Below are 25,910 nucleotides of genomic sequence, written 5' to 3' on the forward strand. Positions count from 1 at the left end.
GGGAGCAATTCGTTTTTAATTGTTGGAGTTTTATCTTAATTCTATTTTACCTATCAAAAGTTTGAACTTCTCATTTTTTTTGTTTCCTATTAAAAAGGCGATCTCTTCAATATAATCTTCAGAAAAATTTGGTTGATCAAGCCTTCTTCCCCTAAAAGAAGGATACATATCTTTTAAATCAATTTCTATTTCTTGCCATTCTCCCGAGCTTTTAAAGGGTGCTATGTATGAATAATAATCTCCTGAACTGGATTTTATCCTAAATTGATATTCCTTACCATCACCTCTAAGTCTTAAAACAACCTTAGTGCATTCCTTTACTTGTATTCTTTGAAATCGATAACGCACAGAAGAAAAACCTCCATTGTTTTCCATGGATACATTGCCTTGGAAAACACCAAAACCATCGGGATTTAATTCAAATGTGCTTGATGACCTTCCACCCATCACAACATCATCTAAAATTACCCAGTCTTGAATGTCTGATTCTTTGTTAAAATCAAAAATTACTTTTGAGGCCATAGAAGAAAATAAAATTATCATACAAATAAAGAATTTCATTATAACTCGTTTTTAAATCATTTACAATAATCTTAGCTAATTCAGAAGCCCGCTATTTTAGAACTAAACCTTTTCAGTTTATGAGGTCTTGATCTCATTTTCAAGCGATGTACTGGGCCTTTTGAAGTGTAATTACATGAACAGTAACTTGTTCTTTCTAAATCAAGTTCCTATCTATAAATATAAGGAAATTTTTGGAGTTAACAGCAATAACAAGGGCTTTGATTTAATGCTCAATGCCAGTGTTTACAATCAATTAAAAATTATATAAACGTTTTGTCTTGTCCTAAAAACAATTCGTGGATACTCCATAGCAAAGTCATTAAAATGTAAGAAAAAAGTCATTTTTTCCTACAAAATAAAATACTTCTTTTTGTAGCGATTAACGAAGAGCTGTGAGTGACCAGAGAATGAGATTTGGCCTGGGCTCGATCAGACAATTAATAAAAAACGACTAAGAAATATTAAGTGGAACTTTAACGCTTATTGTTTATACTATAATTATTCAAAAAAAGCATTTACAGCCTTTCCCTCATCCAAACCTTCCGTTCCCTCATTCCTTATTTTACAGTCCTGTTTTGTACGGTAGTTTTACTTCAAGTTTAACACTAAAACCACATATTATGAAAACACTTTTCACTCTTTTAGCAGTTGCGTTGCTGAGCTTTCAGCTTCACGCACAAACAGTAACCATTACAGGTATAGTATCTGATGACACTGGGCTTCCGTTGCCTGGAGTAAATGTTATTATTAAAAAAACAAGTAAAGGCACCCAAACGGATTTTGATGGCAAGTATAGTATTGAAACTCAAATAGGACAGAAATTGGTTTTCTCCTATGTTGGTTTCGACACTAAAGAAGTTAAGGTTAGAAAGTCGGGGGAAATAAATATTAGTTTAAATCCAGGTTCTGCTTTGGATGAAGTCGTTGTTACGGGATATGGAGCAACTAGAGAGAAAAAATCTATGAGTTATTCGGTGACCACAATTAATAGCGAATCCTTCGATAGAAAGCTACAAGGAAAAGCCGCGGGTGTTCAAGTTACAAATGGTAATGTAGGAGCAGCACCATCTGTGGTTATGCGGGGCACTGCTTCCAATTTTTCAAACCCAGTATCCGACAATGAATCCTACGGCCGTATAGAAGAAAACATTTTTAAAAGCGTTTCTACCGCGCCACTTTCTACCTTCTCTATAGATGTAGACAAAGCAGGCTACAGCAACATCCGTCGAATGCTCAACAACGGACAGGAAGTGCCGCAGGATGCCGTGAAGATTGAAGAAATGGTGAACTATTTTGCCTATAACTACCTAGAACCCACAGGCAAGGATCCATTCTCAATTACTGCAGATGTAGTAAACTCACCTTGGAATCAAGATGCCAAGTTGGTGCGAATTGGTTTAAAAGGAAAGGATATTTCTATGGACAATGTGCCGCCTTCAAACCTAGTATTCTTATTGGATGTTTCTGGCTCTATGGAAAGCCCAAACAAATTGCATTTACTGAAAGCAGCGCTAAATGTATTGGTTGATAAGCTAAGAGAAAAAGACAAAGTTTCCATTGTGGTTTATGCAGGTGCTGCTGGCTTGGTGCTTCCTCCAACTTCAGGCGCAGAAAAACAACTAATCCGCAATGCAATAGAAAACCTCAGTGCAGGAGGTTCTACTGCCGGGGGTGCCGGTATTCAGCTTGCTTATAAAGTCGCGGAAGAAAACTTTAATAAAGGTGGCAACAACCGCATAATCCTAGCCACCGATGGCGACTTCAACGTGGGGGCATCCAGCGACCGTTCTATGGAAGACTTAATTGAGGAAAAACGCAAAAGCGGTGTATTCCTAACCTGTTTAGGTTTTGGAATGGGTAACTATAAAGACAGCAAAATGGAAACCCTAGCCGACAAAGGCAACGGAAACCATTCCTATATTGACACTATGCAGGAAGCACAGAAAGTATTGGGCACAGAGTTCTTCGGAACGCTTTACACCATCGCTAAAGATGTAAAAATTCAAGTGGAATTCAACCCTGCCAAAGTACAGGCCTACCGTTTAATTGGTTACGAAAACCGTTTGCTAAACGATGAAGATTTTAAAGACGACACCAAAGATGCAGGCGAATTGGGCAGCGGCCACACAGTTACCGCTTTGTATGAAATAATTCCCGTTGGAATAAAGAGCAAGTATTTGAAGGATATAGACAACTTGAAATACACCAAGCAAACCAATCAGAACTATACTGATGAAATGCTTACCGTAAAATTCCGCTACAAAGAACCCGATGGCGACGTGAGCAAGTTGATTGTAAAAACAGTGAAAGACGATAACAGCTCTATGGAAAGCGCTTCAGAAGACTTGAAGTTTTCAGCAGCAGTTGCCCTCTTCGGAATGCAGCTACGCAATTCTGAATTTATTAACACCAAAAAGAAAGAAGACGTAATAGCCCTGGCCGAAGCAGGTAAAGGAAAGGATAAAGACGGCTACCGCGCCGAGTTTATCCGCTTGGTAAAAAGCAGTAAGTAATTCTGAACTATAGTTTTGTGAGGTGGTTTGGTTTTTTTGATGGAAAGAGCGCGAAAGCGCTCTTTCTTTTTTAGTAATTTACATAAACCCAGCCGATAAAAGCCTCGGGATATTTGGGGTCGTTTAAAACCAAAACGTAATAATATATACCCACTGGCACTGTGCTTCCTGTAAAGAGAAGGCCTTGTGTAGCTACCCCATCCCAAAAGCCATCGGCGTTGTGGGCAGTGTGTATTAGGTTGCCATCGCGTGAGTAGATATTCAGTTCAAAGTTTTCGTATATGTTTAGGAGATTGCTTATTTCAAATTCATCATTGATGCCATCATTATTGGGTGAAAAGCCATCAGGGATAAAAGGAGCACATTTTTCCGTAGTCAATAAAAAAGAAGCGGTGGCAAAACAGATATCGTTTTCCAAACGCAAATAAATTGTCTGTGGGTCGTTACCGTTTTGATAATCAGTTGGATTGGGAATAGGATTAGTGTTTTCCAAAGCATTTTGCATAGTAGTAAAATACTGCACCACATCATCTGCCCCTGTTCTTATTAAATCATCTTGTACAGTTAAATCGAAAATAGCAGTATGAAAACCTTTGTCGCATTCCAAAAGATTCGGCAAATTGGGAATAGGAGGGATGCTTTCAAAAGAAATGGTTTGGGTAAAACTATTGTTATCCTCCCGAAGTTCTTCCACAGAGCCGTTGCCGTTGCCGTCATCATCTACAACAGCGATAATTGTAAAAGTATCTGGTAAACTATCGGGGAGTATCAGTTCTACTTCACCATTTTCACTTCCGCCAATTGGAATGGCTTGTTGCGTTTGTGAAAGTGCCAACAACCCCCCATCAACATAAAACGCTATCGAGGTATTGGCTGGTAAAGCTGCGGTGGCTTCTAAATTATAGACTGTAAATGGTAATAGCAGTACCCTATCGCGACAAGCAGAAATTTCAGGAAGTTCTATAGAGGCATCAGGCAAAGGACAGGTGAGTACTTCCACCGTAAAACTATCAATTAGAAAACAGTCAGGGTTTGAAACACGGATGTAAATAGTTTGTGGGTTTTCAGTATTTTGAAAGGTTTCAGGGTTTGGAATTGGGTTTAAATTGTTCTGCGCATCGGGTTCCGTAAAGTGAAAACTCAATGTGTAAATAGGATCTATTTGGGAAGTGACTTCGGTAAGATCGAAATATTCTTCGCCAACAACATCACAAGTTTCCAGATTGTGAATCCCTGTAATTACTGGGTTTAGAAGTAAATGGAATGGTGCTTCATCTTCATTGTTATCTTCGTTTATTTCATCGACTATTCCAGTACCATTACCAGTATCGTCAACTACAGCTTTCAGTATAAAATCGGCTTCAATATTGTTGGGAATAGTGAACGTAATAGTTCCGCTTTCCTGTCCGTCAATAGGAATAACAGCAAAGGTTTCACTTTGTGCTACCAAAGTTTCGTCTGCATAAAAAGCAATAGGTGTTCCCGCAGGTAAAAAATCGGTACTGTTTAGGTTGTAAACGGTATAATCTACTGTAAGCTCCCGATTGCCACATTCCGTCCCGCCAATAATACTATCCATGGAAATGGTTGCATCAGGCAATTCGGTGTTTAGGACGGTGATAATATTATTCACCATTACAAAATCCTGTCCGCTTGTTAGTTGGATAGTCGCCGAAGTATCGCCTGTATTTATATAATTTGAAATAGGATACACATCAATATCCATATTGTAAAGCACATCACTGCCCGTAAAACTATTGGTGCCATTAAAGGCATTGTCCGCAGGGTTAAGTGGTGGATTGCTAAGAATATTTCCATTGATTCGGAGGGTTTCGTTTATTGAAATCTCGCGATCCCCTTCCCAAGCCAGAAAACCAATCTTAGCGCCTTGAGTATCCAGCACCATCAGGTTGTCTAGCGTTATGTTCAAGGTTTGGTTATTTGCCGAAACACTTTCCAGACCGTCAAAAACATTTATTTGGTTGTTGGGTAGCGTATTGTCTTCATAAATCACCGTCACCGCCCAACCGCCAAAGTTGGTGCCTGAGCCTGGCGGACTGCAATAGGCTGGAATTATGAGGGTAAGATCTAAATCGGAGAGCGTGTAATTGCCATTGCCCGTGGTTTGGATTTGCTCAGTAACATCGGCAAATGCTGAAAAGTAAATATATTCATTGCCACCACTTGTAAAGAGCAAATTAAAGGTTCGTTCCGCGGTGATGGGAGTTTGATTAAAAGTAACATTAAAATCCCCAGGGCCAGAACCAGCCCAATAGAGATAAGCGGCAACCACTTCTTGGTTTGGTTGCAGTTGAAAATCGGCACTACTGCTGGTAAGAATAAAACATTGACCACCTTGGCCGTTTTCTTCAACGTTTAACGTATTTCCAAAAGCGGTGTAGTCGTAATGCCCGTTAAACTGTTTATACAGCGCAATGTCCTGTGAGAAGATCACGGTTGAAAATAAAAGGCAAAGTATGAAAAGGTAATGCTTCAAAAAAACAAAGGGGTTGATTGCTTGCTAAATATAGACAAAAAATCAACGGGAAGCATTGTTTTTTAAAGGTCTCTTTTCTTTAGGATGGCGTAGGACCAATAGATAAAAAGGGTTGTCCATACAAGCACAATTATAATATTGACTGCGCTTACGTTATAATCTTTCGTGAAATTTTCACCCAATTGATTGGCGGCAGACTGTATTGCTCCCAAACGGCTTAGCGGTTCCTTTATAAGGTTAGCCATTGCATTTAATGGGAAGAATTGTGCAACATTGTCAGCAATGTCTGTATCCTTAAAAAACTGCCATTTCATCAAGCCGTAGAGCAGCCATTCAGCAATTTGCCAAACAATTAAAAAGCCCAAGGCAAAAGCAGATCGTTTCACTAAAACTCCAAGAAATAAACAAAATGAGAAAAAGGCTACCAGTTTTATGAAATAAGCACCAATGTATTCCATATCACTAAAAATGATACTTATTTCATTATAATCAGAAAAACTTAAGCCTAAAATAAGAGATACCAAGAAGATAAATACTGTAGAAATTCCCGCAAAGAGAAGCACCGTGAGAAATTTTGAAAGTACAAATTCCTTTTTGCTAAGTCCGTCAATAAGATTTTGTTTTAAGGTTCTATAGCTATATTCATTGCTCATCATAGAAACAATTACGATGGCCAAAAATAATTTCAAGATGGCCGCCATATACGTATTGAAATGCCAGATATACGGAAAGTTAAAAATCCCTTGATCAGCCACACGGAAGTGAAAATCACCAAAATTGAATTCAATGGAAGCAATCAAGGCGATAAAAGTAATGAGTATAAAATATATAATGGAGATAACCTTGGCCGACCGGTTATAGCGCAGTTTTTGTAGTTCTATGTTTAGCAATCGTAGCATGCTGCTTAGTTTTGTTTGGTTAGTTCAAGAAATTGTTCTTCAAGGCTTTCCTTGCGTTTCACAAGGTGTGAAAGGCTAATGCCTTTTTCAAAAAGAAGTTTGTTCACTTCCGAAGCATCCATAGGTGCGTTGAGGTAAGCGATTAAAAATTCGCCTTCACGTTTTACGATGCCAAAGGCGGGATTCCCTTCCAAAGCAGTTTGAAGTAATTCCATATTGTTGCTTTGCATCGTCAAGAAACCGTGACTGGCGTTCATCCCGTCCACACTGCCGGAATAGAGGCTGACTCCTTTCCGAAGAATAACTACATGCGTACAAACCTTTTCCACTTCATCCAACAAATGCGAAGCCAAAAGAATAGTAGTTCCCTGCGAAGCAATAGTTCTGATTATTTCCCGAATCTGATGGATTCCTTGTGGGTCCAATCCGTTAGTAGGTTCATCGAGAATCAATATTTCGGGATCATTCAGTAAGGCCGAAGCGATTGCCAATCGCTGTTTCATTCCCAAGGAAAAGGCACTGAACTTGCTATCTTTTCTGTCTAACAGTCCAACAAGCTTTAATTTTTCAGTAATCTTTTCTTCGGAAACCTCTTTTATTTTACAAACCAGTTGCAGGTTTTGTACCGCCGTCATATAGGGGTAAAAGTTGGGGTGTTCAATAATGGCGCCCACTTTCTTTAAAGCATTGTGGGTATCGATGTTGCCGTCAAACCATTTAAAGTCGCCGCTGGTTTTGTTCACTACATTCAGGACAATACCCAAAGTGGTGCTTTTCCCGCTGCCGTTTGGGCCAAGAATGCCGTAAACGTTGCCTTTTTCAATAGAAAAGGAAAGATTGTTCACAGCTGTGAGCGCGCCATATTTCTTGGTGAGATTATTTATTGTGAGAATATTTTCCACAGGATAGTTTTTGGAAGTTGTTGTATGTTTGACGAATGGGTTGGAGATTTGTTACAATTTTTTGAAAGCGATTATGATTAGCGAAGAGCGAAGAGGGATTAGGGATGTGGAAGTTATTTAAGGAGAAAAAAAATATGTATTATATATTGCTTAAGTTGTTTTTCACCTCAGTTTTTTGTTGTAGCACGTTATTTCTTCATTTCTTTATTTTCAACAAGTTGGTCATTCTTATATTTTTCAATTCTTAAAGTATCTCCTTTTTTGTCATAATAGACCCAAATTGAATCTTTTTTATATTCACTATCATCATAACCTGTCCAGTTTTCTGTATCTAATTTCCAAAATTTTGTAACTGATGTTTGTCCAGAGTTATAATTCCACGTTTCGGATTTTATAATAATTCCATTTCTTGGATTATAACTAGTTCCGCTTAATTCCATTTCAGGTCTTGCTAAAGAAGAAAATCCCCAAATCGATAATGGTGTGCATAAAATCAAAAGAATTATAGTGGAAACTTTCATTTCATTACTAAACCATTCTTTTCGATTTTTATAAGCTAAAATGCCAACTGTAATTAAAGTCAGAATCCAGAATAGAGGAAAAATAAATATATAAATCATTGCTCTTCCTCCATTTAAAGTTTCTGCATTTTTAAAAAAGAACAGATTGATTATTAAAAATCCTATAGCAATAATTGTTAGTGTTTTATTCAATTTCATTTTCGTTATCTAATGTGTACAACATGCGGATAAACACCATTATAGTGTTTATTCCCATTGTATCTTTAATATCAAATTTACAAATTTACCCCCTCCAAACCTTTCTGTATTTTCCCAACCACGCCAAATACGTTTTCCAATCCTAAATGTATAGTTCCTATATTTCTAATCCCTAATCCCTAATCCCTAATCCCTCTTGGCTCTTGGCTCTTGATTCTTGGCTCTAATTTTAATACTTCTAACTTCGTATTTCCAACTTCGTATTTCTAATTTCATACTTCGTATTTTCTTACCTTTGCATTTCAATTTTAAAAAAAAAGCAATGCAAGACGGTATTTACGCAAAAATAACGACAGAAAAAGGAGAAATTCTTATAAAACTTACACACGACAAAACCCCGGGAACGGTTGGAAACTTTGTGGCTTTGGCTGAAGGCAATTTGGAAAACACAGCAAAACCTCAAGGAACACCTTATTATGACGGCTTGAAATTTCACCGAGTACTACCAGATTTTATGATTCAGGGCGGCGATCCAAAAGGAACAGGTTCTGGTGGACCGGGTTATGATTTTGAAGATGAATTTCATCAAGACCTTCGCCATGATACTCCAGGAGTGCTTTCTATGGCCAATTCTGGTCCTGCAAGCAATGGAAGTCAGTTTTTCATCACCCACGTTGCCACCCCTTGGTTGGACAACAAACACACCGTTTTTGGAAATGTGGTTGAAGGACAGGATGTAGTGGACAGTGTTGCGCAGGGCGATACTATGAAGAGTGTTGAAATTATCCGTGTGGGCGAAGAAGCTAAAAAATGGAATGCCGTGGAAGCTTTTAGAAGTTTTACGGGTGAAAGAGAAAACAGAATTGCGAAAATAAAGGCAAAAGAGGAAGCAGAACTAAAGAAAGTTTCAGAAGGCTTTGATAGAACCGAAAGCGGACTTCTTTATAAAATAATTCAAAAGGGTAACGGTATAAAAGCCGAAAAAGGAAAGACGGTTTCTGTGCATTACAAAGGCGCACTGATTGATGGAACTGAATTTGATTCATCATACAAAAGAAAAGAGCCAATCGATTTCCAATTGGGCGTTGGGCAAGTAATATCTGGTTGGGACGAAGGTATCCAATTATTGCGGGTGGGTGATAAGGCTCGTTTTGTAATCCCTTCACATCTTGCCTATGGCGAGCGTGGTGCTGGCGGGGTTATACCTCCAAGCGCTACCCTGATTTTTGATGTTGAATTGATGGATGTAAAATAGTTATTCGGGATTCGGGATTTGTTAATTCGGGATTTGGGAATTGAAACTATCAATTTTTGTTTAGAATCTGAATTTCTTAATTGACGAATTAACGAATCCCAAATAATAATAAAAACACTTTTAATAAATAAGCAAAACGTGTCGAGCTATCGGGGCGTTTTGTACTTTTAACACATGGATTTAGAGAAACTAAAATACCCAATTGGCACCTTTGACTGCCCTTCAAACATCACTCCTGAAATACAGCAAGCCTGGATTTCCATTCTGGAACATTTTCCGAATAGATTGGACAATTTGGTTAGCAAGCTTTCCGAAGCCCAATTGAATACGCCGTATAGACCAGAGGGTTGGACGGTTCGTCAAACAGTTCATCATATTTATGACAGCCACCACAATGCCTATACACGTTTTAAATGGGCTTTGACAGAAACTTTGCCAATTATAAAAGCGTATGATGAAAAAGCTTGGGCAGAAACTGCTGATGCCAAAAATGCACCAATTGAATTGTCTTTAGCTGCAATAAGCGCTTTGCATGCGAAATGGGTTTATTTAGTAAAGGGATTATCGCAAGAGCAATTGCTAAAAGAGTTTCATCACCCCGCAAGAAACCGTAACTACACACTTGTGGAGACAGTGGGTAGTTATGCTTGGCACAGCAACCACCATTACGCACATATAGAAAATCTACTGAAAAGGGAAGGGTGGAAGTAATATTTTGGTAATAGGTAATAGGTAATAGGAATTTGAACAGATCAACAATCAACAATTAACCAATTCACTTTTTCCATTTAATATTACAGCCCATACTTGGCTTTTGATCTTTTCGCTGTGGATTGTTACTAAGTACACTATCCAACGCTTCGCGAAGATCACGACCGTTAGTGGGAATTCCGTTTCCGGGGCGACTGTTGTCTAATTGACCTCTATAAACCAATTTCAATTCCCCGTCAAAAAGATAGAAATCTGGCGTGCAGGCGGCATCGTAAGCCTTTGCCACTTCTTGGGTTTCATCGTATAAATAGGGAAAGGGGTAGCTGTTTTTTTGAGCCGTCCGCCACATTTCAGCCGGTGAATCTTCAGGATAATTTTCAACGTCGTTACTGCTAATTGCGACAAACCCAAAACCCGTAACGCGGTAATCGTTACACAACCTTACAAGTTCTTCGTTTACGTGTTTTACAAAAGGACAGTGGTTGCAGATGAACATGACGACAGTGCCTTTTTCACCACGGACATCTTTTAATGAAACAACTTTGTTGGTCACTGCGTCAATAAGTGTGAAATCTGGCGCTTTGGTTCCTAAGAGAAGCATTTTAGATTCTATTCTGGCCATTTTGTTCTTTTCTAAATTGGTTGTAAACTATGGTTTAAAGTTACAATTTTTGAATGGTTATTGAGTAATAGATAAATGCTTCTAAAAATTTAGAAATACTTCCACTTTTCCTAAAGAATTTATAAAACTTTGCTGTTGCAGAATATCTCCATTAACTTTAAAAACTAAACCAACTATTATGAAAAATTCATATTCATCACTCTCCGTCGCAATTGCAGATTTACAAGACCACGGTTTTAACGAAGATTTTAACCTTGTAGGCGAAGGCATCGAATCTAAAACACTTAAAAAACAATGGAAAGCAGGTGAGTTAGATGTTATTAAGTTCTATCGCTTTGAAGGGATGACCGATCCCGGAGACAATACCATTCTCTATTTAATTGAAGCGCATGACGGAACCAAAGGCTTGCTTGTAGATGCTTACGGTGCCGATCAAGGCGAGATTTCTCCAGAAATGATTAAAAAACTTACCATTCATTATGACGAATAATCTTTCCTGGACCGATTTTGAAAAGGTAGAAATGCGAGTGGGAACTATTATAGAGGCCAATGACTTTCCCGAAGCACGAAATCCGTCCTATCAACTTTTGATTGACTTTGGTAGTGAACTTGGCCAGCGAAAAACTTCGGCACAGATTACTTCAGTTTACTCCAAGGAGGAACTGTTAGGCAAACAAGTGGTGGCAGTTGTAAATTTTCCGAAGAAACAGATCGCCAATTTTATGAGTGAATGTCTTGTTTTAGGTGCTGTGGAAGGGAAGAACGTAACACTTTTGCAGCCAGGTAAAGAAGTTCAGAATGGTTTAAGAATACTATAATTAAATACTTTTTTTGATACCTTCGCCGAACACACTCTGACTACTATGAAAAAATATTTGTTTTTTATACTGCTTCCAATTATACTAAATTCCTGTAAAGACAATGCTGAAGCGCAGAAGCCTGAAGTTGAAATAACTGAAAAGAAATTTGAAAAAATAGATCAACTACAATGGCTTTTGGGAACTTGGATCAATGAAAATGGCGAAGAATTTTCACAAGAAACTTGGTCGAGGGAAAATGCCAGCACATTTACCGCATTTAGTTTCACGCAAGTTGCTGATGAAACCGTTTTTGCCGAAACGATGGCACTTGAGCAAAAAGCAGATAGTTTGTTGTTAACTGTTGCAACCGCGAACCAAAACGCCGAAAAACCTGTTACTTTTAAAATGATTTCCTCTGAAAAAGGACAATTCACTTTCGAAAATAAACATCACGATTTTCCTGAGCGCATTACCTATACAAATCCCGTTAAAGATTCACTTCACGCTTGGATTGAAGGAACGGTAAATGGCGAAGCCAAGAAAGTTGATTTCTACTTTTCGCGAAAGAATTAATGGTTAAACATCCGCATCCAAAGTGTTGGTAACCACATAATATCGGGGATCTTCCACTGAATCTTCTATAATAGTTTCAAACTCTGGGTTCCATTTTAAAAGAAGTGCTTTGCAATCTGGGCTGAGGTGTGTTAGCTTTACTTGCTTTCCGCTATCGAGATATTTATTGGCAATATTCCGAACTGCTTCCACCCCTGAATGATCGGAAATCTTCGATTCAATAAAGTCAATTTCAACAGCGTTTGGATCGGTTGAAACATCAAATTTACTATTGAAAGCAGTTGTTGACCCAAAGAACAAGGGTCCCCAAATTTCATAAACCTTGGTGCCATCTTCTTTAATTCGTTTTCTCGCACGAATCATAGTAGCGCTTTTCCAAGCAAAAACAAGAGCGCTCATTATTACACCAACAAGCACCGCAATAGCCAAATCCTGCCAAACAGTTACTGCAGATACCGTAATCAATACAATAGCATCTGCTACTGGAATTTTATGAAGAATCCTAAAACTACTCCACGCAAAGGTGCCAATTACTACCATAAACATTACGCCCACCAACGCAGCAATTGGAATTTGCTCAATCAACGGTGCGCCGAAAAGCACAAAACACAATAATGCAATAGCTGCCGTAGCACCTGAAAGTCTTCCGCGGCCCCCAGAGCTTACATTGATGATAGATTGACCAATCATTGCGCAGCCACCCATTCCACCAAAAAGGCCATTTAGCATATTTGCACCGCCTTGAGCCACACATTCACGATTACCGCTTCCGCGTGTTTCGGTCATTTCATCTATTAAATTCAAGGTCATTAAAGATTCAATTAAACCAACGGCTGCTAGTAAAAACGCAGTTGAAAGTATTAAATCCCAATGCCCACTTATAGTATCTATAAAAGTAAAAATTTGTGTTTGAAAGACGGGAAGAGAACCTTTTAAACCACTTCCACCACCATCGCGGATGAAGGAACCAACAGTGCTTACATCAAGACCTCCAAAAATTGTGATACAGGCAACAACAATTATGGCGATTAAGGCGGCTGGCAACTTTTTGGTGAGTTTAGGCAAACCGAACATAATACCCATCGTTAAGCCAACTAAGGCCAACATTACCCATAGATCGAGCCCATTTAGCCATTGCGGAACTGTACCGCGACTTTCTTTAAAAAGACCTAATTGCGAAAGAAATATTACTATTGCCAATCCATTTACAAAGCCCATCATTACTGGGTGTGGAATAAGCCTAACAAACTTCCCGAGTTTAAAAACCCCTGCCATTATCTGAATAGCACCTACAAAGAGAAGCGTTATAAAAAGCCATTGCAGACCGAGATATTCTACTGGTTCTGCCAATGATATACCTACTTCGTTTCCTTTTTGGATTAAATGAACCATAACCACAGCCATAGCCCCTGTAGCACCAGAAATCATTCCTGGACGCCCCCCGAAAAGCGCTGTTATAATTCCCATAATAAATGCGCCATAGAGGCCTACCAATGGGTCAATGCCAGCGACAAATGAAAAGGCAACAGCTTCCGGTATCAAGGCTAAAGCTACGGTAAGCCCCGAAAGTATGTCGTTTTTTGGGTTTTGGGTAAAGGATAATAAATATTTTGCGAGCATTTTGATTTTTTAAAGGCGGCAAATATAGGGTTTTCAAAAAGAATGAATTCGCGATTATTTTTTTCGAATCATTTTTATAGTAAACCAACCCAAAAGGATGATTATTACAGCCATAATGAACCACAGCCAAAGTTTGTTTTCAAAAAGTGGGGAGCGTTTGGAAACCTCTTTTTTATGAATTGTTTTTTCTTCGGAAAGTTTTACTGCGGCAATGTTTGTTGGAATGTTCTCAGTAAATTTTGTAATGTCATAATTTGGTTTGTTGGCTTTTGGATTGCCGTAAACCAAATAATAAGTTGCGGGTTCTGCAAAACGAGCAACCAATTGATGCACGTAACCTTTTGCGGTAACACCTTCAATTTTTAAAGGACGATTGTCAAAATTTTCAATTTCTATCCGTAGTTTTTTGGTAATCGTGCTGTAAAAATAAAGGTCATTATTTTCTAATGAACTGAGCACACTTGTTTCCATGGTATTAAAATTATACTTCCAGCCCTTTTCGGTATTAATACTATCCCTCAAATATTTTATAGTTACTGGGCGATAATAATCGATGGAATCATTAATTTTCAGGGATATCAAACTTATTGGCAAAGGTTCCGAAAAATCAATATCCAAGATTGTCTTTTTAGAATCTTTATTTTCTGTGGTAACAAAACTTTTAACGGGATATGTTTTAAAAACAGGCGATTCAAAACTGCTTAGTTGTGTTTCGGCAGTAATCAAGTCAGGTTTTTCTGAGGCCTTAATTTGAAATCTTAAATAGCGATATTTTGACTTTGGAAACCTAACATTCGTAAACTGATAGTCCGTCTGTTCATTCTTTATGGAAAGGATGCGATAATCTTTAACAATTGAAAACCATTCACTATTATCTTGGCTTCCTTCCAAGTTGACCAGCCAATTGAAATTTTGCTGTTTAAAATTCAATTGTATTTCATTGATGGCTTTTTCTGAAGGAATTTCAAAAGTGAAAAAATAAGCCTCTCCCTTTTTTGAAGCATTCAGCAAAGTGAAATCTATTTTTTCATCTGTTTGTTTTTCCGACGCTATTTTTAATAAATAGGGGACTTCAATAGTGTCGGTTTCGGTTATTCCATAGATTCTGAAATCATTCAAACTGTTGGACACTTTCCCAAAAAGCGCATCGGGTAATTCTATGGAATGCCAAGTTTCTGAAACGCCGTTTATTTCTCTCGAATAATTATAATCATCAATTTGCGAAAAGGAAATTTCGGCAATTAAAAGGAATATAAAAAACAGTGATTTATTCTTCCACATCATTAGTAATCTTTGTTTTAAACTTGTTGTATAAAAAGGAAATTATCAAAAGCAGCAGGCCCAAAATAACAAAAACGATGGTTTTTGAAATGGTATTCATATCTGAAATATCGTAAAGGAAAAGTTTCAGCAAGGTAAACCCAAAAAGTACAATAGCCATAATGCGAAGCGACGGTTTGCGTTTCCAGATACCAATGGCTATGAGCAATAATGCATAAAGTCCCCAAAGGATGCTCAGTCCCAATTTATAGGATTGTGTTGAGCCAGCAATATCCATCCAGGCAATGAGCTCGGTGCTTAAAATTGCAAGAATAATAATGTGCAGCAAAATGTTGAAAGGCGTTTGGAGTCCTTTTTTCAGAATACCTGATTTCACTGAAATCAAACCCGCAAAGACCAAGGCCAGCACACTAATAATCGCTATATAACGAATCAATAAATTGAAAACGCTTCTGTTGTAGTATTCAGACAATGTGTTGTTGATGTATGTTTGTCTTAAATCAGTCAAAGCAAAAACTCCTTCAGTGAAAAATAGCAAAAAGGCAAACGTACTTGCCACAATCAGCACATATCCTAAAACGTTATTTTTAAGTTTTTTAATGTTTACAAATGAAAGTGCTGCAAGAAACAATAGCGTATAGATATAAATCCAAACGATACGGAAGTGGGTGTAATCTTCATTTTGATGATAGTTTGTGTAGGAATCATTCCCTTCGTTTATTTCCAAATAAGAAGCAACGTATTTTGTATTCCAGAAGTCCGCAATTTCAAGTCTAAAGCAATTGTAGAGTACAAAAATAAATATGGCTGGGATGATAATTGAAATTAATTTTTGGGAAAACCCACCCTTCTTTAAAGGTGACGGGAATTTCTCGTTCTGCAAAAGGTAATTAATAAAGCCAAATGCCGCGAGAAACAACACACCCGTCAAAAACCGAAGATTGAAAATAGGGGTAAATGTGCTTTCTTCCCCTAAAGAATTATAGGAAGAATAAAACATCCAATCCTGAGCTAAGCTTATAAAGGCAAGAACCATTAAAATGTAAGAAAGCTTTTCATAAACAGGAACATTTTTTGTCCTTCCAATCCAAAAAAGTAAAGCAGCTTCCCCAGCCCAAACAAGCGTTACCCAATTGCCATCCAATTGTACGGGAACGGCCACGGTTATAAAAACCAAAACCAATCCGGCAATTAAGTAAAAGAGGTTTTTATCGGCCAGGTTTCGCTTATAGATAAAGGCACTTACGCTAAAATGAACTATTGCGTTTGCCAATGTGAAAAGACCTAATAACTCTTCACCTGTTTCATAATCTGAAAGTAACGAATAGCCCACGCAATAAAAAATAAAGGAATTTGCCAAAAGCAATAGAATATCACCAATATCATATTTCTCCTTTTTGATCAATTTATAAGCTAAAAAAGTACAGTAAAAAATCACAAAAAAGACTGTGAGAAATACAAATGCAAGCGTGAAATTTTCAGATATATAGGAAAAGAAATACCAGGATAAATAGATAATCCAAGTTAAAAGAAAGGATGAATAGTAAATCGACTTCCAGTATTTTTTAAAGGAAATAAAAAGAATTCCAATATTGATAATCGCTACATAACTGAACAATATTTCAAGCCTCCCCGAATCGTTGCTCAACAAAAAGGGAACCGCATAGGCTCCCACCAAACCTAAGTGTGCAATGATTGAAAGATTGTAATTTAAGGCCGCAACTACGGTGAAAACAGTAAAAATCACCATCAACAAAAAAGTTAATGTTTGTGGTATTATTTCATAAAAGGAATAGGCCGCAAAAGTGATAAAATACATAATCACCATTGCGCCACTAACCAAAACTGCGCTGAAATTTTTGTATTTCTCTTTCAGTTTTATTCCAAAACCAAGCAAACCTAAACCCATTACATACCCTAGAATTATACGTGTCAACGGACTTATTAGGTCGTTTTCAATGGAGTATTTTGCGCCAATGGCAACACCGATAATTGTAATAAGTATCCCAATTTTATTGATGAGATTTTCGCCAATAAACTTTTCGAGATCTGACTTCTGTTTTGCACTATATCTCGGGGTTGAGGTAGGAGGGATAGTTTGCTGTTTTAACGCAATTAAAGGTTCTTCAGTCTGTTTTCTTGGAAAAACCGGTTCTGGGGAAATAGGATGGTTTTCAGGTTCTGTTATTTGCTCAATTTCTTTAGGAATATCCTTATTGGCTTCAATATTAAATGCTTGGATTTGCCCTTTAATTTCCCAAATTTCCCTTGAAAAGAGCTCCTGCTTTTTAAGCAACATTTCCAATTTTTCATTAAGGGCTTTTAAACTTTCCGAATTGTTTTGCATAGCTGGTTATGAAAATAATAAGCTAGCCAAAATGCTGACAGCGATTAAAGATATGGAAATTTATAATCTGTTATTGGTTCCTTGATTTTTTCCCGAAAAAAATTGGTTTTTTTTATTCCTTACTTCCTTAAAATTTTTCCAAGAGCCAAATTTCAAAATTGCTGTTGCACAAAGCAAACCAGAAAGCATGGCGCCTGCAACGCCAACAAGTGTAATGTCTTGCCCAGTTAAGAAGAGTCCTTTGATTTTAGTTTTCGGTCTTAGAAAAGGAAGCGTAAATCGTTCTGGTGAATGAGCCAATCCGTAGATTTCACCACTTTTATAATTGGTGAAGTTTTCTGTTGAAAGCGGTGTTGAAACTTCGGAAGCCACAATGGTTCCTTCAATTTGTGGGAAAAACTTATATAAAACCTTTAGCATTTGGGTTTCAAAATTCTTTTTAAGAACAAGATATTCATCACCGCGTTTCATCCATTTGGTGTCTTTAAAAGTTTCGAACCATTCCATATTCCCCACTGAAATGGCTTGGATGGTAGCCGTGCCAGGGTTTTTGTTTTCCCAGTTTGGGTCTTTAGCAGAGGGAAAGGAGATATAGGCAAAATTTTCGGGGGCGTTTTCCAAAGTGGCTTCCTCAAAAATTTTATCAATGCCATCGTGTTTGTAGTACCACAGATTGTGTTTCGGTAGGTTTAAAGCTTCGCTGGATTGGTTCAAGCCAAGATACAAACAGATATGCGCGCTGGCAGGTTGCACATTTTTTAAACTAAAATCACAAATTTTGCGATCTGCTTCCGAAAGTAAATGGTTAAAAGTATTGTTCACTCCAATATTGCTTAAAACACTTTTACAAGGGATGAATTTTTCACCGAGTTTGATTCCTTTTACCCGATTGTTTTCGGTTACGATTTCCGTAACATCAGCGTTTATATAAACCTTTCCGCCGTGAGTTGTAAATACTTCTAGGGTTTTTTCACAAATCTGGTCGGCGCCGCCAACAGGGTAATAACCACCTTCTAAAAAATGGCCAATTACCATAGCATGAGCTCCGAAACTGCTATTTTTAGGTGAAAGTCCGTAGTTGCCGCACTGCGCGCAAAGCACGGAGATCAAGCGTTGGTTTTGGGTAATTTCATTTAAAACATCCCAAGTAGTTCTTTGTGAAAATTTTGAATATCTTTTTCTTAAAATCCATCCTAAAGCTTTGCTTAACCAAGGTTCAAAGATTTTTTCAAAATAGAAGGCACTTGCGCGTCTGTTGGTTTTTTCAATGAGTTTTAAGTAGGCTTCAATTGCTTTTTCTTCTTCTGGAAAATAAGCTGTCATTTGTTTTTTGAAGTTTTCCTTTCCAGCTTTAAAAACATATTCTGTCCCTTCAATATTTGCAACATCATACACTTCGCCCATCGATTCCCAATCCAGTTTTCCATCAGTCAAAAAGTCGAAAAAACCTCGTAGTGAAGAATCTTTGGCCATATTGCCCACATAATGTACACCCACGTCCCATTGAAAACCGTCCTTTCTTTTAAAACTATGCGTGAAGCCGCCAGGAACATAGTGGCGTTCAAAAATGGCCACCTTTTTTCCCGACTTTGCAAGCCAAGTGGCAACGGTAATTCCTCCCATACCACTACCAACCACAATATGGTCCAAGCCCGAAAAATCCAGACTGGGTTTATAGGGTTGATAACGTTTTTTGACCATTGAGAGAATTTGTGATTAAGGATTTAAAGAATGAAAATTAAGCAAAGTATTCCAGTTTTGATTACTGCAAAAAATAAAAAACCGGCAACAGTTTTACCATTGCCGGTGTTAAGTTTAATATGTTTTCTTTTTATATATCGTCAAATTCTATATCGGTGAAATTGCTTGTGGCGGTCGCATCTTTTTCTTGGGCAGGTTCTGCTGCTTGTGGCAGATCGTCCGTTTCTTTTTTGTAATCTTTTTGGTGGCGTTCGCTAATTACTTCTTCACCTTTCTCATCGATCACATAGTTTATCATTTCGTCCAAGGTGTCCTTAAACTCATTGAAATCCTCTTTGTAAAGATAGATTTTGTGTTTTTTGTAATGGTAGGAACCATCGTCGTTTGTAAACTTTTTGCTTTCTGTAATGGTGAGGTAAAAATCCCCTGCCTTTGTGGACCTTACATCAAAAAAGTAGGTTCGTCTTCCGGCGCGCATCACTTTTGAAAAAATTTCTTCTTGCTCCATCGTATATTGGTCACTCATAATTTCTGTTTTATTTGCTAACGTTTAGCCAAAAATCCAAAAAAAAACCAAACCAGCCAAAGTAAATTTACATTTCTTTTTCCAAAAGTTGTTTCGCATAAAGTTCCTTGTAGTATCCTTCGGAATTTATCAATTCATTATGAGTTCCTTTCTGAATGATTTCGCCTTCGTCCAAAACAATAATCTTGTTAGCATTCTTAACTGAAGAAATACGGTGGCTAACAATAATGGTGGTTTTGTTTTTTGAAATTTTATTGAGGTTTTGAAGTATTTCTTCTTCGGTTTCCGTGTCTATAGCTGAAAGACAGTCGTCAAACAATAATATTTGTGGGTCTTTAATGATGGCTCGCGCAATGGAAACACGCTGTTTTTGGCCACCGCTCAAGGTGATGCCTCGTTCCCCCAAAATAGTGTCGTAGCCTTTATTGAAGCCGATGATGTTTTTGTGAACGGCTGCTTTTTTAGCAGCTTCTATTACTTCTTCTTCGGAAGCATTTTCCTTTCCAAAGCGTATGTTGTTGCTAAGAGTATCACTAAACAGAAAAGAATCCTGTGGTACATAGCCAATACTCTCACGCAAATCGTTGAGGTTTAATTTTCTAATTGGAGTGCCGTCAATTTTCAACATTCCTTCTTCAACATCGTACAGCCTGCCAATCAGTTCAAGAATGGTAGATTTTCCCGAACCTGTGTTGCCGATAACAGCAAGTGTTTCGCCAGGTTTTACGGTAAAAGAAACACCTTTCAAAGCTTTAATTCCTGTATCTGGATAGGTAAATGTTAAGTTGTTGAATTCAATGTTTCCATCAACAGGTGTGCTTTCTTCCACCAAGTTTTGAATGGTAGGTTCGGTTTCCAAAAACTCGTTGATACGTTTTTGAGAAGCTTCCGCTTGTTGCACCATCGAGGTTACCCAACCAACCACTGCTACTGGCCAAGTGAGCATATTCACATAGATCAAAAATTCTACAATGGTCCCAAATTCTGCAATTTCCCCACTAATATATCTTGTTCCACCAATATAAATAACAAGGATATTGCTAACGCCGATAAGCAGCATCATTAATGGAAAAAACAGGGCCTGTACTTTTGCGAGATCTATATTTTTTACTTTACTGCCTTCGGCGAGCTCTTCAAAATTGGTGTTGGTTCGCGGCTCAATTCCATAAGCTTTAATTACCGCTATTCCACTGAAACTTTCCTGCGTAAAGGTGGTGAGTTTAGAAAGGTATTGCTGTACAATTGTGGTTCGTTGGTTGATGAGAACACTCAGTTTATAGATGGCTAATGAAAGAATGGGCAATGGAGCAATGGCGTAAAGCGTTAAAGTAGGCGCCTTGTAAAACATATAACTCACCACCACTATAAAAAGTGTGACAGTAGTTATGCTATACATTAGTGCTGGGCCAACGTACATTCGCACCTTGGAAACATCTTCGCTAATTCGGTTCATCAAATCGCCCGTACGGTTCTGTTTGTAGAAACCGAGCGAAAGTTTCTCATAATGCTGAAAAATTTCGTTTTTAAGGTCAAATTCCACATAGCGAGAAACCACAATAAAGGTCTGCCGCATCATAAAGGTGAATAAAGCAGAAAGTAAAGCCGCTCCCAAAAGCAATAAAATGTTAATAAGAAGTTCGTGCTTTACAAAAGCAAGATCTGTTATTTCTCCATTCATATACTGCTTCACGGCAGTTACTGAATCGCCTATCTTCATTGGCACAACCAATTTGAATACAGTTGCAATGATTGTTATAAAAACCCCTAACAGCAGGCGTCCTTTGTATTTTAGAAAATATTTATTGAGATATTTTAATTCTTTCATTTTTTAAAAATAGAATTTTTTTAAATTCTTAAATTAACAGCCGATGTTTTGTGAAATTGACAACAAAAAGGTATTTTTGCACCGCCTTTTTAGAGGATGAACAAAATAATTAAAAAAGCTATGGTAACTGAGGTAATTAATGCAAACGAACTTCATAAAATGGATCCGGTTTTCGGGCAACTTTCCTTTGATAATCACGAACAAATCGTTTTTTGCAACGACAAAGATACTGGTTTAAAAGCAATAATCGGCATTCACAATACCGTTTTAGGACCTGCTTTGGGTGGTACAAGAATGTGGAATTACTCGAGCGAGTGGGAAGCATTGAACGACGTGCTACGTCTTTCTCGCGGAATGACTTACAAAAGCGCAATCACAGGATTGAACCTTGGCGGTGGAAAAGCAGTATTGATTGGCGATGCAAAAACACAAAAAACTCCAGAGTTAATGTTGAAATTCGGTGAGTTTGTAAACTCCTTAGGTGGAAAATATATTACAGCCGAAGATGTGGGAATGGCAACTTCTGATATGGACTTGGTACGCACAGTTACTCCTTATGTTACTGGAATTTCAGAATCGAAAGGCGGCGCGGGCAATCCTTCTCCAGTTACTGCGTATGGTGTTTTTATGGGAATGAAAGCTGCTGCAAAATATAAATTTGGAAGCGATGTACTTGAAGATAAAGTAATTTATGTTCAGGGAATTGGAAATGTAGGTGAGGCTTTGGTAGAAAACTTGAGCAATGAAGGCGCCAAAGTATATATTTCAGACATTAATCAGGATCGTTTAGAAGAGGTTCGAGACAAATACAGCGTTAATATTTACGGTGGAGACAACATTTACGCAGAAGAAATGGACATATACGCTCCTTGTGCTTTGGGTGCTACAATAAATGATTTTACCATCAATCAATTCAAGGCTAAAATCATTGCTGGTGCTGCAAACAACCAACTGGCCGAAGAGCAGAAGCACGGAAAAATGCTTCGCGAAAAAGGGATTGTGTACGCGCCAGATTTCTTAATTAACGCTGGTGGAATCATAAACGTTTATGCCGAACTTGAAAATTACGACCGAAAGGAAATAATGCGCAAGACTGAAAATATTTACAACACTACGCTTGAAATATTGAAAAAAGCTGAGGCAGAAAACATTACCACCTATCAAGCGGCATTTAATGTGGCCCAAGCCAGAATTGATGCAAGAAAAAACGAAAAATAGACTTCGGATTTTTTAAAACACTATCTTTGCAACGCACAAGGATTTCCTTGTGCGTTGTTTCTTTAAAACAGTTCTTTCAAAAAAATATATGCTTACAAGAAGACATATCCGAGTAAAAGTTTTGCAGTCCGTTTACGCTTATAACCAAAGTGAAAACCCGAAAATAGATACGCAAGAAAAATTTTTACTATACAGTATAGATCAGATGCTAGATCTTTATTTGTTGCTTTTGCAATTATTTGTTGCACTTCAGGAGCAAGCAGATAATTATCTTTTAATATCCCAAAAAAAGCATCTTGCCACTGTTTCAGAAAAAAACCCGAGTCGTGTGTTTGTTGACAACAAGTTAATACAGGTAATTGCCAACAACACTACTTTTTCAGACGTAATTAAAAAGAAAAATCTTAATTATTGGTCACTGGACGGCGAGTATGTTAATATCATTCTAAAAGAACTTCGCCAATTGGAATGGTACGAAACCTATCTTTCAATAAAAGAAACCACCTTTAAAGAAGATCAGGATTTTGTGACCAAGGTTTTTAAGGAAGTGATTGCGCCCAATGATAAACTTTATGATTATTTGGAAGACAAACGATTAACTTGGGTTGATGATTTCCCAATAGTTAATACTGCTATCGTTAAAATGCTCGGCAAGCTTTCAGAAAAAAACGCATCTTCTCTTTTGGTACCTAACCTTTATAAAAACGACGAAGATCGCGAATATGCACTGCAACTTTTCAGAAAAGTAATTTTGAATGAAGACAAGCTAAACGCGCAAATAGAAGGAAAAACCCCAAACTGGGACCAAGATCGAATAGCCGATGTAGATTTGATTATCTTGAAAATGGGCATTGCAGAATTTTTATACTTTCCGTCAATTCCTGTAAGGGCCACCATCAACGAATATTTGGAAGTTTCCAAAGAATATTCAACGCCTAAAAGTAGCATCTTCGTAAACGGTATTTTAGATAAAATAGTGAAGGAATTTGAAGAGGAAGGCAAATTGAATAAAATTGGCCGTGGCCTTCAATAAAAGCAAAAAAATACCTATTTTTGGCGTGCTAAAAACATAAAAAATCTTAATTATCATGAAAAAATCAGTTTTATTAGTTGCCTTACTATCTGTTTTTGCCTTTTCTTCTTGTAAAGACAATGCTGCAGACAAAGTAAATGAAGAAAATGTTGCCACTGCCGAAGTACGCGATGCAGAATCTGGTAAATTCCCAGCAATCACTTTTGAAGAAAGCCAGTTTGATTTTGGAACTATTGATCAAGGAACGGCTGTAGAGCACATTTTTAAATTTAAAAATACTGGGGAGGCTCCTTTAATGATCGTAAACGCTAAAAGTAGCTGTGGTTGTACTGTTCCAGAATACACAAAGGAACCGGTTGCTCCAGGTGCTTCAGGTGAATTATTAGTAAAATTCAACGGAAGTGGTCAAAACCAAGTAAGCAAAACAGTAACACTTACAACGAATACTAAAGCAGGAACCGAAACTTTAACCATTAAAGCTTTTGTAAACCCTAAAGCTGGTGCAGGAAATGCACAAGCTCCTATTAAAACCCCAACATCTAAATAATTATTTGGAATACTAAAAATTGCTATGGAACAAATACAAAGTTTTTTACCTATAATATTATTGTTTTTGGTGATGTATCTTTTTTTGATACGTCCCCAAATGAAAAAAGCCAAACAGGAAAAACAGTTTGCCGCCCAACTTAAAAAAGGCGATAAAGTAATTACCACTGGCGGATTGCACGGTAAAGTACTAGAGCTTAATGATGATGGAACCTGTATTATTGAATGCGGTGCCGGAAAAATAAAGTTTGAAAGGTCTGCCATTTCTATGGAAAGAACAGCAAAACTTAACGCTCCTTTGATAGAGAAGAAATAGTAAATTGTTCCTTTTTAAATAAAAACTCCCTCACTATGTTTTAAATAGTTGAGGGAGTTTTCTTTGTTATTTGTTCCTTCGACTGCGCTAAGGACGACAAAATTGGAATTGATTTTTTATTCTTCTTCCTTTTTAAATTTTGAAAGATCCTGTGCGGTAATTTGGGCAATGTTTACTATGACTTCTACAGCCTTTTGCATGCTCTCAACGGGAACATATTCATATCTTCCGTGAAAATTGTGGCCCCCCGCAAAAATGTTTGGGCACGGAAGTCCCATAAAACTTAACTGCGAACCATCGGTTCCGCCACGTATTGGTTTTATGAGTGGCTCTAGGCCTGCTTGCTCCATTGCTTGTTTTGCAATTTTCACAATATGCATCACAGGTTCAATCTTTTCTCGCATATTGAAATATTGATCTTTTATTTCAACAGTAACGACTTCCATTTCAAATTGTTCGTTTAGCTCGTCGGCTAATTGTTGGACCATTTCTTTTCTTGCCTCAAAGTGATTTCTGTCGTGATCGCGGATAATATACTGGATTTTGGTTTCATCTACAGATCCATTTATGCCGTGCAGATGAAAAAAGCCTTCGCGACCTTCGGTGTGTTCTGGGGTTTCAAGTCTTGGTAAAGAGTTGATATAATCAGTTGCTATATACATACTGTTCACCATTTTCCCTTTTGCATAACCTGGATGAACAATTTTTCCCTTTACGGTTACTACGGCACCAGCTGCGTTGAAGTTTTCATATTCCAGTTCTCCCACTTGGCTACCGTCCATAGTGTATGCCCAATCTGCGCCAAATTTTTTCACGTCAAATTTATGTGCGCCACGACCTATTTCTTCATCAGGGGTGAAACCTACGCGGATTTTTCCGTGTTTAATTTCTGGATGATTGATAAGGTACTCCATTGCTGAAACAATCTCCGTAATACCAGCTTTATCGTCTGCACCCAAAAGGGTAGTGCCGTCGGTAGTGATTAGGGTTTTTCCTTTGTAAAGCAATAAATCCTCAAAATAATCTGGGGAAAGAATGATGTTCTTTTCTTTATTGAGAACAATATCCTTTCCGTTGTAATTCTCAATAATCTGAGGTTTAACGTTTGCACCGGTAAAATCAGGGGAAGTATCAAAATGTGAAACAAAACCGATTACGGGAACAGGATGCGAAACGTTGGAAGGCAAAGTAGCCATTATGTAGGCGTTTTCGTCGATAGTAACGTCTTCCATTCCTATCTGCTTAAGTTCTTCGGCAAGTTTATTTGCGAGATCCCATTGCTTTTTGGTGCTTGGCGTAGTGTCACTATTTGGATCACTTTCGGTGTCCACGGTAACATAACTTATGAAGCGGTCAATAATGTGTTGTTTTTCAATCATAGCTTTTCTTTTACACTGCAAAATAAAGCATATTCAAAATAACAAATACATAGATTAGTGTAT

23 protein-coding genes are annotated in these 25,910 nt (G+C 37.7%); 10 read left to right on the forward strand and 13 right to left on the reverse strand.

What is annotated here, in order from left to right:
- Positions 1–30: 30 nt before the first annotated feature.
- Entirely contained in the window at positions 31–561 is a 531-nt protein-coding gene (locus tag ESU54_RS13890; protein ID WP_235004589.1) for a CIA30 family protein, read from the reverse strand.
- Between the two features lie 623 nt (positions 562–1,184).
- On the opposite strand from ESU54_RS13890, the gene ESU54_RS13895 reads away from it, so the two are divergent.
- Positions 1,185–3,077, forward strand: a complete 1,893-nt coding sequence (locus ESU54_RS13895; protein ID WP_111844783.1) for a vWA domain-containing protein — start codon at positions 1,185–1,187, stop codon at positions 3,075–3,077.
- A gap of 70 nt (positions 3,078–3,147) precedes the next feature.
- Here ESU54_RS13895 and ESU54_RS13900 read toward each other — a convergent pair whose 3' ends face one another.
- The 4 genes from ESU54_RS13900 to ESU54_RS13915 all read right to left on the reverse strand — a co-directional run bounded on the left by ESU54_RS13900 (position 3,148) and on the right by ESU54_RS13915 (position 8,088).
- Positions 3,148–5,532: a T9SS type B sorting domain-containing protein gene (locus ESU54_RS13900; protein ID WP_111844782.1), complete on the reverse strand. Its 2,385-nt coding sequence runs from the start codon at positions 5,530–5,532 to the stop codon at positions 3,148–3,150.
- 104 nt (positions 5,533–5,636) lie between these two features.
- Positions 5,637–6,473 (reverse strand): ABC transporter permease, encoded by an 837-nt coding sequence (locus tag ESU54_RS13905; RefSeq protein WP_111844781.1) that lies wholly within the window; start codon positions 6,471–6,473, stop codon positions 5,637–5,639.
- 5 nt (positions 6,474–6,478) lie between these two features.
- Positions 6,479–7,375 carry an ABC transporter ATP-binding protein gene (locus ESU54_RS13910; protein WP_111844780.1) on the reverse strand — a complete coding sequence of 299 codons (897 nt, stop codon included), beginning with the start codon at positions 7,373–7,375 and terminating at the stop codon, positions 6,479–6,481.
- A gap of 188 nt (positions 7,376–7,563) precedes the next feature.
- Positions 7,564–8,088 (reverse strand): hypothetical protein, encoded by a 525-nt coding sequence (locus ESU54_RS13915; protein WP_146743997.1) that lies wholly within the window; start codon positions 8,086–8,088, stop codon positions 7,564–7,566.
- A gap of 328 nt (positions 8,089–8,416) precedes the next feature.
- Here ESU54_RS13915 and ESU54_RS13920 point away from each other — a divergent pair, with 328 nt between their 5' ends.
- The gene (locus ESU54_RS13920; protein ID WP_111844778.1) at positions 8,417–9,349 is read left to right on the forward strand and encodes a peptidylprolyl isomerase; all 933 of its coding nucleotides are present in this window, start codon (positions 8,417–8,419) and stop codon (positions 9,347–9,349) included.
- A gap of 174 nt (positions 9,350–9,523) precedes the next feature.
- The gene (locus ESU54_RS13925) at positions 9,524–10,060 is read left to right on the forward strand and encodes a YfiT family bacillithiol transferase (RefSeq protein WP_111844777.1); all 537 of its coding nucleotides are present in this window, start codon (positions 9,524–9,526) and stop codon (positions 10,058–10,060) included.
- Between the two features lie 64 nt (positions 10,061–10,124).
- On the opposite strand, the gene ESU54_RS13930 is transcribed toward ESU54_RS13925, so the two are convergent.
- Positions 10,125–10,682 (reverse strand): thioredoxin family protein, encoded by a 558-nt coding sequence (locus ESU54_RS13930; protein WP_111844776.1) that lies wholly within the window; start codon positions 10,680–10,682, stop codon positions 10,125–10,127.
- 178 nt (positions 10,683–10,860) lie between these two features.
- Between ESU54_RS13930 and ESU54_RS13935 the strand changes: the two genes are divergently transcribed.
- Genes ESU54_RS13935 through ESU54_RS13945 form a run of 3 tightly spaced genes read left to right on the forward strand, consistent with a single transcriptional unit; the run spans position 10,861 to position 12,055 of the window.
- Entirely contained in the window at positions 10,861–11,172 is a 312-nt protein-coding gene (locus tag ESU54_RS13935; protein WP_111844775.1) for a phosphoribosylpyrophosphate synthetase, read from the forward strand.
- A complete protein-coding gene (locus ESU54_RS13940) occupies positions 11,162–11,500 on the forward strand; it encodes a tRNA-binding protein (protein ID WP_111844774.1) in 339 nt (112 codons plus the stop codon). Before ESU54_RS13935 ends, ESU54_RS13940 begins: the two co-directional genes overlap by 11 nt.
- Positions 11,501–11,545: 45 nt before the next feature.
- Entirely contained in the window at positions 11,546–12,055 is a 510-nt protein-coding gene (locus ESU54_RS13945; RefSeq protein WP_111844773.1) for a DUF6265 family protein, read from the forward strand.
- 3 nt (positions 12,056–12,058) lie between these two features.
- On the opposite strand, the gene ESU54_RS13950 is transcribed toward ESU54_RS13945, so the two are convergent.
- The 6 genes from ESU54_RS13950 to ESU54_RS13975 form a co-directional block, all read right to left on the reverse strand.
- Positions 12,059–13,675, reverse strand: coding sequence for a SulP family inorganic anion transporter (locus ESU54_RS13950; protein ID WP_111844772.1), 1,617 nt, complete (start codon positions 13,673–13,675; stop codon positions 12,059–12,061).
- 54 nt (positions 13,676–13,729) lie between these two features.
- Complete coding sequence (locus ESU54_RS13955; protein WP_111844771.1) at positions 13,730–14,959, reverse strand: DUF3999 family protein; 1,230 nt, start codon at positions 14,957–14,959, stop codon at positions 13,730–13,732.
- A complete protein-coding gene (locus ESU54_RS13960) occupies positions 14,943–17,303 on the reverse strand; it encodes a DUF2339 domain-containing protein (protein WP_111844770.1) in 2,361 nt (786 codons plus the stop codon). The genes ESU54_RS13955 and ESU54_RS13960 overlap by 17 nt, the downstream gene beginning before the upstream one ends.
- A 60-nt stretch (positions 17,304–17,363) precedes the next feature.
- Positions 17,364–19,004, reverse strand: coding sequence for a phytoene desaturase family protein (locus ESU54_RS13965; protein WP_111844769.1), 1,641 nt, complete (start codon positions 19,002–19,004; stop codon positions 17,364–17,366).
- Positions 19,005–19,134: 130 nt separating this feature from the next.
- Complete coding sequence (locus ESU54_RS13970) at positions 19,135–19,530, reverse strand: PUR family DNA/RNA-binding protein (protein WP_111844768.1); 396 nt, start codon at positions 19,528–19,530, stop codon at positions 19,135–19,137.
- Positions 19,531–19,597: 67 nt separating this feature from the next.
- Positions 19,598–21,355: an ABC transporter ATP-binding protein gene (locus ESU54_RS13975; RefSeq protein WP_111844767.1), complete on the reverse strand. Its 1,758-nt coding sequence runs from the start codon at positions 21,353–21,355 to the stop codon at positions 19,598–19,600.
- 120 nt (positions 21,356–21,475) lie between these two features.
- Here ESU54_RS13975 and ESU54_RS13980 point away from each other — a divergent pair, with 120 nt between their 5' ends.
- The 4 genes from ESU54_RS13980 to yajC all read left to right on the forward strand — a co-directional run bounded on the left by ESU54_RS13980 (position 21,476) and on the right by yajC (position 24,468).
- Entirely contained in the window at positions 21,476–22,573 is a 1,098-nt protein-coding gene (locus tag ESU54_RS13980; RefSeq protein ID WP_111844827.1) for a Glu/Leu/Phe/Val family dehydrogenase, read from the forward strand.
- An 88-nt stretch (positions 22,574–22,661) separates the two neighbouring features.
- Positions 22,662–23,606, forward strand: a complete 945-nt coding sequence (gene nusB, locus ESU54_RS13985) for a transcription antitermination factor NusB (protein WP_111844766.1) — start codon at positions 22,662–22,664, stop codon at positions 23,604–23,606.
- A 55-nt stretch (positions 23,607–23,661) separates the two neighbouring features.
- Complete coding sequence (locus ESU54_RS13990) at positions 23,662–24,153, forward strand: DUF1573 domain-containing protein (RefSeq protein WP_111844765.1); 492 nt, start codon at positions 23,662–23,664, stop codon at positions 24,151–24,153.
- 24 nt (positions 24,154–24,177) lie between these two features.
- Positions 24,178–24,468, forward strand: a complete 291-nt coding sequence (gene yajC / locus ESU54_RS13995; protein WP_111844764.1) for a preprotein translocase subunit YajC — start codon at positions 24,178–24,180, stop codon at positions 24,466–24,468.
- Between the two features lie 116 nt (positions 24,469–24,584).
- Here the strand turns inward: yajC and pepT are convergent, their stop codons facing one another.
- Positions 24,585–25,847 (reverse strand): peptidase T, encoded by a 1,263-nt coding sequence (gene pepT, locus ESU54_RS14000; RefSeq protein ID WP_111844763.1) that lies wholly within the window; start codon positions 25,845–25,847, stop codon positions 24,585–24,587.
- Positions 25,848–25,910: the final 63 nt, after the last annotated feature.

The sequence above is a fragment of the Aequorivita antarctica genome (assembly GCF_007997155.1).
GTDB classification, from domain to species: domain Bacteria; phylum Bacteroidota; class Bacteroidia; order Flavobacteriales; family Flavobacteriaceae; genus Aequorivita; species Aequorivita antarctica.